We start from the raw sequence: 14,282 nt of genomic DNA, 5'->3' as shown, positions 1-14,282 counted from the left end.
GGTTAGGCCAAGCCATGTGAGGACCAGTCACAGGCTTGGCCACTATTGTTTACAATGCCATCAAATGATAACATTGTGCTAATATAAAAGCTTCGCATAATAATTTTGTCAAGGTGCCAATATGATAACAGGGACACAATTAAGGATGGCCCGAGCTGCTCTAAAAATAGGAGTTAGAGAACTCGCCAAATCTGCCGGTGTGTCTCCCGCTACTATTACGCGTATTGAAAATGGTCATCCTGCCAACGTGTCTACGTTGATCCGCCTTGAGTCGGTTTTAGGGATGAAAGGAGTAAATGCTGATATAAACAATGATGGAAGTATCACTGTAAGGGTATTAAATAACTCCCTAAGCGAAATAGAAAATACGATTATTCAAACTGAATTAAAAAATCAAAGAGAGCATGAAGAGCGGAAACAGGAAGCAAGAGAATGGATAGTAAATCGGGATAAAGAATGGCGTAATAAAGAAGGACAAAAATGCTAATTTAATAATTATATTTACGCAAATACAAGATGTAGGGTTTTAAAAGCCCTCTTTCCTGCATGTGATACCTATCACTAAGCTATAAAGCGCATAGTCAGTTTATAGCTTAACTGACCTTAGCTATAAAGCTGGTAGTAGCTTTATAGGAAACTACCAATCCCCTACCGCCGCAATGCTACCATGTTATCCTCTAAAGCATCTGCGCCAGAAGCTGAGCACGCGCCATCGCATTCGGGCCAGTGAAACGTGCATTCCACGAAAACCGGGCCGGATCGTTTCCTAAGCGGTCAACAATCTTGGTGCCTCCCGGCAACCAGTGCACTTCCAGTCTCTGCTGGCCGCCATTGGTCAAAACGTCAGGAATTTCCATGCCATACAAAGGCACGCTGCCCAGAGTAACAGGCGCAGTTGTCCCGTAACGTCCTATAGAGCCAATGACATTTTCAATGCTAAGTAGGCTGACCATGGCGCTAACAAAAAAAGGCCGCTCCTTACGGGACAGCCTGACATATTATCCAGAGAGAAGAAAAAGACGCAATTATAGCGCCGATATTTTTATCGGCCTTACAGCCAATTCTTGCAAGCCCTATTGCACAACGCCCTGATTTGAGAACGCAGGCCATTTCTGCAATAGTTGCGTGGAAGTGCGCGGTACGAAGAGCCTATGCTTCGCGTTGATGTCAGGATCTTCGGCCATCTGCTGCAATTCCGGATCAGAACGCAGATCCAGCAGCAATGGCTGAGCCGTGAAAACAGAATGCGTGGCAAGATTTTCAACGCGCCCACATACACTCGCCGCCATATCAAAATTAACAGGAAGCAATGGCATTGCTTTAGCAATCTCATATTTTGGGTGATTGTACAAGAAAAAGGCGACCCACAAGCCGCCTTGGAAGCAATTCACTAATGTTTAGAGAGGAGGAGTATTGAGGCATTTTCCGCCAAGAAGATTAGGCTCCTTCTAATGCTTCATTAACTATTAACAATCTTGCTTAAAGCTTTTTGCTTTAGTTCATAATCACTCTGCGTTTCGAAGGAGATTGCCATTACTAACGCAGCAACCCAACCAATCAGCGTCCAACCAAAAAAGAAATTAACTGCAAAAACAGCGCCTTTCTTCGTAGTATCTCGAATGCAAGCAATCGCAAAAGGCAGAAAGTAAAGTGTAAAGCCAAATATAATAACCAAAACCACAATCCAGATAGCTAGACCGAATAACTGCGAAGGTTTGGCGTGACTTTGGACAGAAGGTGCAGGAGACGGCGCAGGTACTGTTGAGATTGAAGGGGCAACATTTGACGCAGGCACAGAAGGAGTGGACGTAGATGCTGCCGATGCCGCCGGCAATAACGCATCGGCATCAGCATTGGAAATAAAACTATTAACTTCTGGTCGACCGGCAACGCGTTGCCATGTCCCAATAGCAATTCTGGTACTTTCTCCATATACACCATCGGCCATACTACCCGCAGGCAAATATCCTAAATCTATAAGCTTCTTTTGCAATGCAATATGGGTGTCTATTGGCCTAGAGGCCTCTTCCAAAGCCGCCCCGCTAAGCCTGCGGCGATATTTTTCGGCTAAACTATCCATCGCGCTAATATAACAGGCAGCACCATTGGTCGGGATAGATTGATCGGTCACCCCCGGGATAGGCAAACCACAGCTTTCGTTTGCCGCATTCTCATCTAAAATAACTTCCTGCTTGAGAAGCTTCCATCCATCTTTGCCAACGACCTGCCGCAAAGCATAATAAACTTGATCGAACTCCAACTCATGCTTTGCAGCCAAGCTATTTTCGCACAGCATAACTGCTACACCATTATGCTCTGGTGGAGGCATGCAAGAAAAATCTGGGTTGTAATGGCCGGCTGTGTTTTCCGAAACAGATTGAATGGAAGGCACTAACGGTACACTCTTTGCCTGATCGTCTGTAATATATCCATTTTTTTCTAGGAACAGCGCTAGCCCCATCGGGAAAGGTAACGGTGATTGTTCATCTCTTGTGCATTCCTTGTGATTACCCGGCTTAAAATCACAAAGAGAAACACCGAACATGCTATCTTTTTGCATATCCATGTTCGCGAGCATGTAATGCCAAGCTTCAGAAAATTGTCCTAAATTGGCCTTTGTCGCAACGTAATATGCCAAAAACCCATTTGGCTCAGATTTTCCATATTGGATCCAATTATTCTGAGATTCTTCAAGCTGTTGCTGTAAATAGAATTTATAAACAGCATCTTTTGTAACATTTTTCAGGGTACCGCCCTGATATTTTTCAAGTATAACCGGCGGATAAGATCCAGCGTGAGATGAAAAAGTATAAAGAAAAGACTGATCGAAGGTAACGATTTCTGCCGAACCATTGTGCGCGGCATCAATAACTTCTGGGGGACTACCACCATCATACGAGCCTAAAGGAGTTTCCTTCCAAGCCCCGTCTGCTGCAAGACCAAAAATTGAAGTAATCTCGCAACAATGAGCGCCGCCTGTATAAGCTGAAACCATAATTTGCGGCGCAGAAGATGACGTATCGAGGTGATACATAGACATCGTTAAATGATTGACTGGGCCTTCTGGCCCGTATGGGGAAAGAGCAAAAGAAACTTCAGGGGACGATGGATGCGCCAAGTCCTTAATGGTTAGATAAGCAACCTGACAAGAAGCAGGTGCCTGTGGATCCACATTCTGCCATACCATGCGTGCGCCACATTGGCGTGATGGCGTTACTTTTAAGGTTGCTGTAATGCCATCCGACATAATTTGCGCATGCGTGCGGTCATCTAAGCTCGCGCTCGCTAATGCGGGGATGTCGTAATCGGCAGCGTTCGCACGCTCATGTAGACCTAAAAAAGCTACCAGTGAAAAATTCAGGCCCAAAATGACCCGCATTGCAATCTTCATTCCCGACCCATTTGATCTTGATTAAATTAACAGCGCCAAATTCTTTGGCATCATCTTCTCTGTGAGTCGAGTAATAGAAAGCCTCATTGATTCCTGGGGGCACAAAAGCACAAATAGAAAATATTGTGCAAAACTGATGCGTAAAATGCTCACGGATGCTGGCTTAGACGAAAAATCCTGGGCTCCGAGTAAGTTAGGTGATGAGCGTTATCTTGCCGATCCCGCCGATGCTATAATCTCCTTCTAGCCCCTGACTCCCCAACTCTATCCCTGTACAAGCCATGCACAGGAGACTTTAAACAAACCCCGTTCTGCCGCAGGGCAAAACTAAATAGGAATTTCAGCGTCAACCTTTAAGGAAAAGGCAGCTTCCACGCTTGCGCCTTAACTTGCGCTGAGACAGCTGGGAACGGGTCAATACCGACATTCCTTATAAGTGTTGCGACCGTAATCTGCGTGCAGTGTGGATGCTGTTGCGCGTTTTTACACACATACGCCGATGCTTTGTTCTTGCTGGGCGAATAAACCGCTTTCCACGTTGAGGACGGCACGAACACGCGATCATGTCCCATGGTCTGAATGGGCCGCAAATGAAAAGCGGGGCCTGTCACCACATACAGCTCACGCATCATCCCAGCCTTGTCATCCGCCTCTTAATATTCCCCACCGTAGTAGGCGAAACCCCTGCCATCTGGGCAATTGCTCGAAGTGGCATGCGCATCCCCTCCGAAGTTTGCAGGATGCGCACAACCTCCGCCCGGCGCTTTGTAGCAGTGTCCAAATTGGACGGAGAGGTGGCGCGGTTTTTGGCGTCACCCACTTTCCCGACAGAGGCGGCCGAAAATCCTCGGTCTAGGGGAATATCCCCTGCCCCACTAATTCCGGGTTTGAGGCTTTCCTCAGCATGCAGCCGTTCCAGATCCCGCAGGATGGCGTCACTGTCATTGTAAGTGCCCTGACTGGCTTCCTGAAAGCGGAGACGGATAATCACGTCCGAGATATTGCGGGCCTCAATCTCTTTGTCGATCAGATCGCCCAAGGCCCAGTACCGGAAGTCAGCACCTTGGCTGAGGTAATTATACTGGTTGTTGCCGTCTGCGATGTTCCGGTCATCATGCAGCTTCTCCCAATACTCATATTCCGCAATGGCATCGGGAATGGTGTCAGGCCAAGGCTTGACTGTAGCGAGGGCTGCACGAACCTTTGCCGTAGGGCCGAAGTGCTCGCCATCCCATGTATCACACTGCCCAGCCTTTCCTTTCTTGTGGAAGGGTTTGATCGCCGCATCATAAGCTTTCTCTTCTGCCGTATGCGCAAACACGGCCTCTTCTGAACCATAACGTGTCAGCACTTCATCAATCTTGGCACGGTTGGCCATGCGCCATGCAGCCTGCCTCTTCCGTTCGGCCCTTGCATAAGCGCGTTGATGCGCTGGATTGCTCATATCGCAAAAGGTGAAACCACCGGCGGAGGGCTCCGGCTCATCATCAAGATACCCCTCCGTCAAAAGCAGGTCAGGCACATCTGCCAATGTGTAACCATGGGGCTTAACCAGCGCCTCTGCCCGGTTGCGTGCTGCATCTCGCTCTCCTTCAGTTCCCTGCTCTGCCAGAGTCCATATCTTGTTCAGAAGATCGAGATTGAGTTTCTTTGCCATTTCACCTGCCTTTGTCCAAAATGGACAATATCAGTGAGCAGGGTGCGGTACAAGGAAGGCTGTCCAAATTGGACAGCACGCGCTACATACGGAGCATGCCGCGCAAACCTGAATTTATCATGCCGTCAGATGAAGAAGATGCCCTAATCAATCAGGGCATCTCTCAAGACGCGAGCAATCCAGAGTTGACTACTGATGATTTTCTCAACGCCGAACCTGCATCCGTAGCAGTGCCGGAACTAGCAGCGTAACGTAAGGTTACGCGGGGTGTTTACAGACAAGGCCGCTTCAACCTCCCTTTAGAAAGCTTGCCAACCTCATCACGAATTTTCTTCTGAGGTAGGCGCATAGAGAGTCATGCTGATGACAACACGCATTCTACTGGCCGGTGTTACCGGCCTCGTCGGACATTTCGTTGAGACCGGCCTTGCCGCGCGTCCTGATACTGCCGTCACCAGTCTGACGCGCCGGAGATTATGAACAGAATGGGTGTGCTCTATCTCCATTCCCACTTGCCACAGGGAATAGTTGCCGCACCGGAAAAACAGTGCCTACTATTTGAAAGAACTGGCGCACATTCCGTGAGTAGAACATGTTTTCTTGGCTAAAGCGTATTTTCAGTGGTTCCGAAATTCCGGACACAACCAATAAGGCAGCCAGGAAAGAGACTGTCGCCTCGTTACCTGCGCACGGGCACTCTTCTCATGCCCAACGTGTATTTCCCAATGATGAGGTGAAATCAGCGCCGTATGGACAAGCACGGAGCCACAAGAAAGACGATGCTCACTGGGCGCTCCCCGGCGAAAAAGTGACGGTACATGGCTTCGAGATTGCTGATGGCATGGTCTATGTCGGCAACTTTTTGACGGCAGCGCCTGACGGAGGCTGGAATACCGACACTCCAGCGCCTTGTCTTATCAGACCATCACTCAAGGTCGCGTCCGGAGCGCCACAAACGAACCTGGATCTGGGCTATTGGCCCTCTTACACTGATATCACCCTCAATCAGCGATTGACTTATCTGCATTGGCTGGCAAGCGGAAAATCCGACACGAGCTACCCAATGGGCTATCCCTTTCTTTACTTCTATGGGCTTGAACGTCGCTTGGTCGCCGATAGCCCTCCGATTGACGAAGAGGCGTTATTGATAGCCGAAGTAGAACGCCTGCGAAGCCTATTCCGAAACAACAATTCTTTTGTAAATTACAGCACTGAGTTACTCAATTTTATCGAAATGAAGCATGCTGTGACGGATATACCGAGAGTGGAGGCATGGAAGCCAGATCTCGCAGCTTTGGGAGATCATATGTCTCCATTGCTTCAGGTTAAATTAGGTCTACACGTATTGAGAGGTATGCCGCTTGATGTCGATCTCGCCATAGCAGGTATTCTATCTTTACCTCCTCACTTAACCGGCTTATGGCCGCGCATTGCAACGACGCGCGCGCGTCCGGAGTTCATTGAACTCATGCGACATCGTTTTAATCAGAAATTTCCTAAAGGTTTCCGACTCAGAGATAAAAAAGAGAGTCGACTTAATCTAAGTTATCGGTCGGCGAGTCAGTATCTTCATGCTTCAATAAAGTTTGATGGCTTCGATCGCCTTCCTGATCCAGCGCAATTGACGTGGACCAAAATGATCAAGCTCTGCGAAGGAGTTCGTGAGGATCTGACTGCATTTGCCAAGGTCGTCGGCAAGAAACGTGAACGTGCCGACAGCATGGCCGCCGCCCTGATGCTGCCTGTGGAACTTGGGGAAAGAGAAACTGTTCGTTCTTTCAGAGCCTGGCTAGGTGATTTACCTCAACCTCTTGCCAATGTGCCGCTTGAAGAGCTCGGTCTGCGATGCTTTGGTTCTGGCAAGACAGCCTCGGGTCTTCGGCAAGCTTGTGACATGTCCGCCATGCTGGCAAGAGTAGGTTACGGCATGGAGCCGGATCCAACCTACGGTGGGACCAGACCAGGTGAGAATATAATTCTATTCCGTATTGGCGATACTCAAGGCCAGCTAACACCGGTCGGTGCTGATTTCTGCACAGCCACCCTGATCATGACCGCCATCGGCCCGGCAGCCAAAACCCTGACTTTAAGGTCAAAGCTGGTCGATGATCTCACCACACGGCTGCGGCTCACTCCGCATGAAACGAAACGACTGACAGCCCGTCTGCAGCTGCTTCCGGAACGCTTGCCAACGCTTGGGCGCCTCAAAACCATCGTAGAGAGTGTAGAACCCGAGCAACGAACCGCTATTGCTTCGCTGGCAGCTTCTGTCGCCGTAACGATAGGCGAGACAGATCAAGGCATGATGGTGGCTTTGGAGAGGCTTTACGAAGCCTTTGGTCTCGGCCGACAGGAACTCTACACTGTCTTGCACCAGAGTACTGCTGCTACGGCATCCTGCGCTGCGGAGCCGATCGTGGTCGAGGATGGTAAATCGCGGAGACGTGGTCACCGAATTCCAGCACCTCCCTCGAAAGCGAAATCCCAAGATGGTATCGTCATTGACATGAGCAAGGTCGACGTCATCCTGCAGGAGACTAAGGAAGTCGATGCAATTCTCGCGCCAATCTATGAGGATGAAGCCTCTGAAATTCCGATTTCGGTAGCCGTTTCTCCCACTTTGGAACAGGGAACGAAGTTCGTCGGACTTGGCCCTGAGCAGGCCCGCCTGCTTGAGGCCCTGGTCAACCAACCGGAATGGACACGCTTCGGGTTTGAGGCCAAGGCGCGCGAACTCGGGTTGATGCCGGATGGCGCGCTCGAAGCCATCAACGAATGGGCCTATGATACGTTCGATGAAGAACTTATCGTGGACGGTGACCCTTTGATCATCAATATGGCGCTCCTTGCTGACGCGCCGGGAGCATCATCATGACCAACCTCAGTATCGCAGCTTCAGACGGCACGCGCACTGCGGAGAAAATTAAGCCCAAGGACCGTGATGGCGTCATTCAGGCGCTTCGCTCAGGTGTCGTGCCACGGTCAGGCATCCAGTTAGTTCAGGTCGGTCGCGCAGGCGAAGTCAATCAGGTGGTGCAGGACGTTAAACGCATCGCGGACGGAGGTTCTGCGGTTCGATTCATTATTGGTGACTATGGAGCAGGCAAAACTTTCTTCCTTAACCTGGCCCGCTCTATTGCCATGCAAAGCAAGCTGGTGGTGGCTCACGCAGATTTATCCCCCGATCGTCGCTTGCAGGCCAGCGGGGGCCAGGCCCGCAGCCTTTATGCAGAACTCATGCGTAACATGGCCACCCGCACCAAGCAGGGTGGAGGGGCTCTGGCAAGCGTAGTCGAACGTTTCATCATGGAGGCGCAGGCTTCAGCCAAGGCGTCAGGTCGCAAGATCGGAGACATCATCCAGGAACGGCTGCTCCCCATTCAGGAACTCGTTTCCGGCTATGACTTTGCTACCGTCATCGAATGCTACTGGCGAGCTTTCGAAGACGGCAGCGAGAGCGGAAAGGCGGCGGCACTTCGCTGGCTCCGTGGTGAGTACGCGCTCAAAACTGAGGCTCGGGAGGCGCTTGGCGTACGTTCCATCATCGACGATGCCTCGGTTTACGACTACCTGAAGGTCATGAGTCGCTTTGTGACCCTGGCAGGCTATTCGGGTTTTCTGGTCATGCTCGATGAATGCGTAAACCTTTTCAAGCTGGTCAGCGCCCAATCACGCAACGCCAACTACGAGCAGATTCTCCGTATCGTGAATGATGTGCTCCAGGGCTCGGCTGAATCTCTCGGCGTCTACTTCGGTGGTACGCCCGAATTCTTGATGGACAGCCGCCGGGGCCTCTATTCATACGAAGCGTTGCGGTCCCGCTTGGCTGAAAACAGCTTTGCCCGCAATGGTCTGGTCGATCTTTCCGGCCCGGTTATTCGGCTTCAGAGCCTGACCCCCGAAGACCTCTACATTCTGCTTAGTAAATTGCGGCATGTCTTCGCTTATGGTGACCAAAGTCGTTACCTGGTGCCGGATGAGGTTTTCAAGGCCTTTATGACTCACTGCAACCAGAAAATTGGTGAGGCTTATTTCCGGACGCCCCGTAACACTATCAAGGCCTTTCTGGATCTGCTCGCGATCATGGAACAGAACCCGCAGGCTCAGTGGCAGGAACTGGTGGACCAGTCTGAGGTCGCGCCGGATGCGCCCTTGGCGGGCGGAGATATTGTCGATAACGACAATAAAGATACGCCTAGTGCGACCGGTCCCTCAACGACCGGCTCCACTCAGACCTCGCCCGATGATGATCTGGCGGACTTCAGGCTTTGAACGACGCGCCGTCCGACCCGTTCGGGCAAGCCTCAAATGACGGCGCATCGACGTCTTTCAATATGCTGCACGAGAAAGTCCGGCGCTGGATATGGCGTCAGGGTTGGACGGAGCTGCGGGATATCCAGGAACGATCCATTCCGGTTCTGCTGGAAAGACAGGGAGATCTCATTATCACGGCCGGGACAGCAAGCGGAAAAACCGAGGCAGCCTTCCTACCGATTGTTTCGCGACTGGCTACAGATGAACGCAAGCTCGGTGCCGGGTTTGAAGCCATTTACATCAGCCCTTTGCGTGCACTTATCAATGACCAGTTCGGTCGCATGGAGATACTTTGCGAAGAAGTGGAGATTCCTGTCTGGAAGTGGCACGGGGATGTGGCCAGCAGCGTCAAGGAAAGAGCACGTAAGCGGCCCCAAGGGATACTGCTGACCACTCCAGAAAGTCTGGAAGCCATCCTCGTCCGACGAGGAAATGAAGCAAAGCGTCTGTTCGGTGCGCTAAGTTACATGGTGATCGACGAGATGCATGCTTTTATGGATGCAGAGCGCGGACGCCAGCTTCAATCGCTGCTCAATCGTATCGAGATCGCCGCAGGGCATCCTGTCGTTCGAGTGGGCCTTTCGGCCACCTTGGCCGACATGAGGGCCTCAGCTGCTTTCCTACGGCCACTGAATCCGGATGGCGTGGAGATACTGGAATCTAAAATGGGTAGCCAACCCCTGAAACTTCAGGTTCGCAGCTATATACAGCCACGTCTGAAGCAACGTGACGAGAATTCAGACAAGAGCGAGGCAACCGAGAGCACGGCAGACATAGAGATCGCGACACACATCTTCGACACGCTTCGAGGGCAGCGGAGTCTAATTTTTGCTGGCTCGCGTGGGAATGTTGAACTGTACACTGCAAGACTGCGTGGTCTTTGTGAAACATTGGGCGTGCCAGAGGAATTTTTCGCTCATCACGGTAGCTTATCGCGTGAGCACCGTGAGGAAGCCGAACGAAGGTTGAAAGAAGGTGATCGACCAGGTTCCATTGTTGCAACCACGACCCTCGAACTGGGCATCGATGTTGGCCACATTGATGCTGTGAGCCAGATTGGGCCTGGACACACTGTTTCAGGTATGCGCCAGCGACTGGGGCGTTCCGGTCGACGTGCCGGACAGTCCTCGGTAATGCGGGTCTACACCACCGAGATGGCGATTGACGAACGCATCCATCCCATTGATGCCATGCGGCCCCGCACGGTGCAGACCATAGCCATGCTCAATCTGATGCTGAGACGCTGGAATGAACCGCCTCAGATTGGGTGTTTGCATCTTTCCACGCTGATACAGCAAATTCTGGCACTAATCGCTCAACACGGTGGACTGACAGTCAAACAGGGCTGGAACCGCCTGATCGAGAGTCGGGTATTTCCTGAAATTGATCAGGCCCTTTACATTGATGTGCTGCGGCGCATGAAGCATCCAGAGGTCCAGCTTATTGAACAGGCACCAGACGGAACGCTTTTGCCAGGCGAAGAAGGCGAACGGGTCATCAATGGCCGTGGGTTCTACGCCGTATTCATGACGCCTGACGAATTCAAGGTTATTACGGATCGCGGACGGAACCTTGGCACGCTGCCGATCGATAGCCCGGTAATGCCGGAACAACTCATCATCTTCGCCGGATGTCGGTGGCGGGTGATTGAACTCGACAATCAACGCCGGGAAATTCTGGTCACACGAGCGTATGGTGGCGTGCCGCCCAAATTCGGTGGCGAGGGCTTGCCCCCGGCCGATGAAGTCGTAGCGGAGATGCGCCGGGTTTACGAGAGCATCGCCATTCCTCGCTTTCTCGACAGGATAGCTCTTGAATGTCTTACTGAAGCCAGAGAGACATTCGACCATCTTGGGTTGCGGCATGCAGGTTTGCATCGGCATGAAGACGAACTCCTGCTTTTCCCCTGGGTCGGCAATCGGGCTCAACTGGCCTTGGTGCTAGCGCTCGCCTCTCATGGCGTAACGGCCAATTCGGAGGGCATCGCGGTCACGGTTCCGGCTCAAGACAGGAGCAAACTGATTGCCGCCCTGAAAACCCTCGCCGAAAGACCTGCGCCTGACGCGGAAGTTCTAGCCCGACTAGTACCTGATATGAAGCGAGCAAAGTATGATGTCTATTTAGGAGAGGAATTGCTGGCGCGTTGTTATGCCAGCGAGCATATCGAAGCGACACGCGTGCCGATCATTGCCGCTGACCTGCTCTCTAGATTGCCGGAGGGAGAGTAAAGACAATTTTTGAAACCAAAACGCCTCTATAATATGTTTGGTGTGGGCTGGAATGACGGATAATTCCAGAACGAAGCATACAGGCGGCTAGGTCATGGCACCATATGGAATCATACCCCAAAATGGCGATTTTCTGCGGCTTGTTAGCTATTTCAAGCCCATTTTCCGCTAAAGCGAATCACCCCGTTATCAAGCATTACCAACTGGCTGTGCTTCTTTCATAAGAAGTTCACGCCAACGTTCATGTACAGATTTCATAAAGAGTAAACAGCAATCTCTTGCAACTTCATCCGAATCTCCATTCGCTTTCATGAACCCCCAAATGGCATACTCTCCACCGGTAATTCCGGCTTCAAGAGCCTGAAAATTTTGCAGATCCTTTGTGTCTTCATACAGTTTATCTGCAAGACACCGCGCCATAGAAATTATATTGGGCAACTGAACGCCTGCCATTACATTACCCCCGTATCAACAGATGCTGCTGTAAGCATGTGGTTATTGGATTGCGCCACTTTCTGCACCATTTGCTGGGGGTCATTCGCCCTAACGTTTACGTTCTGAACGTGCATTGTCATCGTTGTCGTCTGGCTGTTGTCGGTATGCACAGCACCGCCCCGAATAGCGCGGGAAGCGTTAACCTGTTTATTCATAGCGTGAATCTGTTGAGATGCAGACACGAAACGCGAGATAGAACTGATATAATCTTGTGTTTCATTGGGAGCATATCTCTGCCAGTCTCCACCATGAAGAGACATATCTTTTTTAAGATTACCCCCTCCCCAGTTATACTCGGCCAGAGCGGCAGCAATCGTTCCATACTGAACCATATTCCCATGCATGCGTTTTGCAGCATACTCTGCCGATTGGTAGAAATTATTAGGATCAATACCAGAAGCGGCAGCTACGTCTGGCATAATCTGGAAATCTCCTAATGCTCCCGCTCTAGATTTACCTGCGTGCAAACCACGACTGCTTTCCTTGGCCCACATACCATCCAGCATACCAGCAGGCAGTCCGTATTTTTTTTCCAGTTCTGATAAGTGCATCTGCTTGTTGCGCATATCTGGCGTAAGATGCTGAGGTAAACCTTTAGCGTTCCCGTGAAATGTAGTCGGGTGCTCGTTATCCCACCCTTGCCCCAACAACCATGAAGCCGCATGTGGGAAGTATTCAGAAAATGCATACAAATCGAAGGCATAATTGCCCCCCATAAGTAGGCGAGACAAAAGACCGGTAGAAGCTCGGCGCTCAACCTCTTTTTCAGATTTCCTGAGCGCCTGTTTTTTAGCAGCATCCTCAGAAATATTTGCAGAAGATTCTTCTAATGTCCCGGTTTCTTCTTTGCCGTTCCTTGCGCACCCACACCCACCTTTACTAAGGGCCAGCTTCAAAATGGCGGTAGTTCCAACCACACCGCCAATTCCTGCCAAAATAGGACTTAAAGCTGTAATGACGGCTGCAATTTCTGTCAGGTGACGCGCAGCATCTGGGTGCTCTACGGCTAACTTGTCAGCTTTCTCCAGCAGACCAGACACACTTTCCATCGCTGGCAGCATGTCTATGGCAATGTCTTTTTTAAACTGCACCCACATTTCACCCAGATGCTTCATCTGCTCATCAACCTTCTCCATTTGCTGAAGGTTGTCAGCCATGTGTCTGGTTAGGGAATATCCATGCTGAATACGCTGGTGCATATCCTGCCCTCGTAGAACCTCATTGCTCCATCCGCCAGAGGTCAGGCCAGATTGTTCGAGAATAGCAATAAGGCTTTGCTCGCTATGCCCGCGCCTGCGCAGATCAGCCATAATGTGCTGCATAGATGTTTCATAACTGCCATTCATGATATGACTGATATGTACGCCATACCGGTTAGCAAGCAGGTCTGTAAGCTGAGATTGGCCGTTTAGGTGAACCTCTGTTCGCGCCTGTGCCAATGCGTTCATGGATTGCAGAGCTTCTTGGCGGCTGCTGCCCGGCGTTAAGGCCCCGGCCTCACCAACAGCAAGGATTTCGCGGGCAGAAAATCCCGTACGCGCCGCCATATTAGAGGCGGCAACGCCCTCTGCTGCCGTCTGCCCAACTAGCCCCACAATATTACGCGTGCCGCCAATCAAACTGGTAGCACCCACAGCCGCCAACGCGGTATCACGTATTTCCCGAATGGCCTGCTGGCGCTCACGCAGGCGCGCCATTTCTTCGCGCTGCTGTTGGCGGGCAAGCTGCTCTTCCTCACGTACGGCGCGGCGTTTTTCGGCTAAAGCGTTGCGGGATTCTTCCTTTTGAACGCGCGCTGTCTCTTTAGCTGCCTCCTGCTCTGATTTTTTCAGATCCTTGATTGCATCCTTCACCTCATCAACAGAGGCCCCCAAGGCAGACGCAATGCCCGGTATGGCATCCTTTAACTGCTGCTCCTGCTTCTGCGCTTCCCGGCGGAAATTGATCATCTCCGCCAGCGTGCTTTCTAGGGCATCTTGCGCTTCTGCTGAGCCGCGCAAAAAGTCTTCCGGGTCAAACGTAAACCGGATACCGGCTTCAATAAAGCTGTCGTCATTGTCCGGCATTACAAACATTCTCAAAATTTATAGAAGATTCATGATGATGATACTCTAGCACTACAGTTGCATTTTGTGTTGAGTTCTGAATCTATGGGTAACCATGATTCAGGATATGATGAGTGGCGGTACGTCTGTTG

At 51.0% G+C, this 14,282-nt stretch carries 12 protein-coding genes; 5 read left to right on the top strand and 7 right to left on the bottom strand.

Annotated features, from left to right (window positions below):
- The first annotated feature begins 121 nt into the window (after positions 1 to 121).
- Positions 122 to 487: a helix-turn-helix domain-containing protein gene (locus FKW19_RS04885; RefSeq protein ID WP_238332846.1), complete on the top strand. Its 366-nt coding sequence runs from the start codon at positions 122 to 124 to the stop codon at positions 485 to 487.
- Positions 488 to 677: 190 nt separating this feature from the next.
- Here FKW19_RS04885 and FKW19_RS04880 read toward each other — a convergent pair whose 3' ends face one another.
- The 5 genes from FKW19_RS04880 to FKW19_RS04860 form a co-directional block, all read right to left on the bottom strand.
- Positions 678 to 953 (bottom strand): hypothetical protein, encoded by a 276-nt coding sequence (locus tag FKW19_RS04880; RefSeq protein WP_006116144.1) that lies wholly within the window; start codon positions 951 to 953, stop codon positions 678 to 680.
- Between the two features lie 120 nt (positions 954 to 1,073).
- Positions 1,074 to 1,316 (bottom strand): hypothetical protein, encoded by a 243-nt coding sequence (locus FKW19_RS04875; RefSeq protein WP_035353190.1) that lies wholly within the window; start codon positions 1,314 to 1,316, stop codon positions 1,074 to 1,076.
- A gap of 143 nt (positions 1,317 to 1,459) precedes the next feature.
- Positions 1,460 to 3,391, bottom strand: coding sequence for a superinfection immunity protein (locus FKW19_RS04870; protein ID WP_006116145.1), 1,932 nt, complete (start codon positions 3,389 to 3,391; stop codon positions 1,460 to 1,462).
- A gap of 353 nt (positions 3,392 to 3,744) precedes the next feature.
- Positions 3,745 to 4,020 carry a DNA/RNA non-specific endonuclease gene (locus tag FKW19_RS04865; protein WP_255446462.1) on the bottom strand — a complete coding sequence of 92 codons (276 nt, stop codon included), beginning with the start codon at positions 4,018 to 4,020 and terminating at the stop codon, positions 3,745 to 3,747.
- Positions 4,020 to 5,048 (bottom strand): hypothetical protein, encoded by a 1,029-nt coding sequence (locus FKW19_RS04860; protein ID WP_089178783.1) that lies wholly within the window; start codon positions 5,046 to 5,048, stop codon positions 4,020 to 4,022. The genes FKW19_RS04865 and FKW19_RS04860 overlap by 1 nt, the downstream gene beginning before the upstream one ends.
- A gap of 95 nt (positions 5,049 to 5,143) precedes the next feature.
- Here FKW19_RS04860 and FKW19_RS15370 point away from each other — a divergent pair, with 95 nt between their 5' ends.
- The 4 genes from FKW19_RS15370 (at position 5,144) to FKW19_RS04845 (ending at position 11,590) form a co-directional block, all read left to right on the top strand.
- On the top strand, positions 5,144 to 5,299 hold the full coding sequence (locus FKW19_RS15370) for a hypothetical protein (protein ID WP_156100438.1): 156 nt from the start codon (positions 5,144 to 5,146) through the stop codon (positions 5,297 to 5,299).
- A 341-nt stretch (positions 5,300 to 5,640) separates the two neighbouring features.
- A complete protein-coding gene (locus tag FKW19_RS04855) occupies positions 5,641 to 7,923 on the top strand; it encodes a TerB N-terminal domain-containing protein (protein WP_006116150.1) in 2,283 nt (760 codons plus the stop codon).
- Positions 7,920 to 9,320, top strand: a complete 1,401-nt coding sequence (locus FKW19_RS04850) for an ATP-binding protein (protein ID WP_089178782.1) — start codon at positions 7,920 to 7,922, stop codon at positions 9,318 to 9,320. Before FKW19_RS04855 ends, FKW19_RS04850 begins: the two co-directional genes overlap by 4 nt.
- Entirely contained in the window at positions 9,317 to 11,590 is a 2,274-nt protein-coding gene (locus tag FKW19_RS04845) for a DEAD/DEAH box helicase (RefSeq protein ID WP_116100298.1), read from the top strand. The genes FKW19_RS04850 and FKW19_RS04845 overlap by 4 nt, the downstream gene beginning before the upstream one ends.
- Before the next feature lie 189 nt (positions 11,591 to 11,779).
- Here FKW19_RS04845 and FKW19_RS04840 read toward each other — a convergent pair whose 3' ends face one another.
- Together FKW19_RS04840 and FKW19_RS04835 are read right to left on the bottom strand one after the other, a co-directional pair.
- Positions 11,780 to 12,043 (bottom strand): hypothetical protein, encoded by a 264-nt coding sequence (locus FKW19_RS04840; protein ID WP_035353185.1) that lies wholly within the window; start codon positions 12,041 to 12,043, stop codon positions 11,780 to 11,782.
- Positions 12,043 to 14,151 (bottom strand): transglycosylase SLT domain-containing protein, encoded by a 2,109-nt coding sequence (locus FKW19_RS04835; RefSeq protein WP_162870718.1) that lies wholly within the window; start codon positions 14,149 to 14,151, stop codon positions 12,043 to 12,045. The genes FKW19_RS04840 and FKW19_RS04835 overlap by 1 nt, the downstream gene beginning before the upstream one ends.
- Between the last annotated feature and the right edge of the window lie 131 nt (positions 14,152 to 14,282).

This window comes from Acetobacter sp. DmW_125128 (assembly GCF_008704325.1).
In the GTDB taxonomy this organism is placed as follows: domain Bacteria; phylum Pseudomonadota; class Alphaproteobacteria; order Acetobacterales; family Acetobacteraceae; genus Acetobacter; species Acetobacter oryzifermentans.
This window is presented reverse-complemented; position numbering and strand designations above follow the sequence as displayed.

What these genes read in the sequence shown, in the direction of transcription:
- FKW19_RS04885 (WP_238332846.1), top strand. Translation starts at nt 122, where the DNA reads ATGATAACAGGGACACAATTAAGGATGGCCCGAGCTGCTCTAAAAATA.
- FKW19_RS04880 (WP_006116144.1), bottom strand. Translation starts at nt 953, where the DNA reads ATGGTCAGCCTACTTAGCATTGAAAATGTCATTGGCTCTATAGGACGT.
- FKW19_RS04875 (WP_035353190.1), bottom strand. Translation starts at nt 1,316, where the DNA reads ATGCCATTGCTTCCTGTTAATTTTGATATGGCGGCGAGTGTATGTGGG.
- FKW19_RS04870 (WP_006116145.1), bottom strand. Translation starts at nt 3,391, where the DNA reads ATGAAGATTGCAATGCGGGTCATTTTGGGCCTGAATTTTTCACTGGTA.
- FKW19_RS04865 (WP_255446462.1), bottom strand. Translation starts at nt 4,020, where the DNA reads ATGCGTGAGCTGTATGTGGTGACAGGCCCCGCTTTTCATTTGCGGCCC.
- FKW19_RS04860 (WP_089178783.1), bottom strand. Translation starts at nt 5,048, where the DNA reads ATGGCAAAGAAACTCAATCTCGATCTTCTGAACAAGATATGGACTCTG.
- FKW19_RS15370 (WP_156100438.1), top strand. Translation starts at nt 5,144, where the DNA reads ATGCCGCGCAAACCTGAATTTATCATGCCGTCAGATGAAGAAGATGCC.
- FKW19_RS04855 (WP_006116150.1), top strand. Translation starts at nt 5,641, where the DNA reads ATGTTTTCTTGGCTAAAGCGTATTTTCAGTGGTTCCGAAATTCCGGAC.
- FKW19_RS04850 (WP_089178782.1), top strand. Translation starts at nt 7,920, where the DNA reads ATGACCAACCTCAGTATCGCAGCTTCAGACGGCACGCGCACTGCGGAG.
- FKW19_RS04840 (WP_035353185.1), bottom strand. Translation starts at nt 12,043, where the DNA reads ATGGCAGGCGTTCAGTTGCCCAATATAATTTCTATGGCGCGGTGTCTT.
- FKW19_RS04835 (WP_162870718.1), bottom strand. Translation starts at nt 14,151, where the DNA reads ATGCCGGACAATGACGACAGCTTTATTGAAGCCGGTATCCGGTTTACG.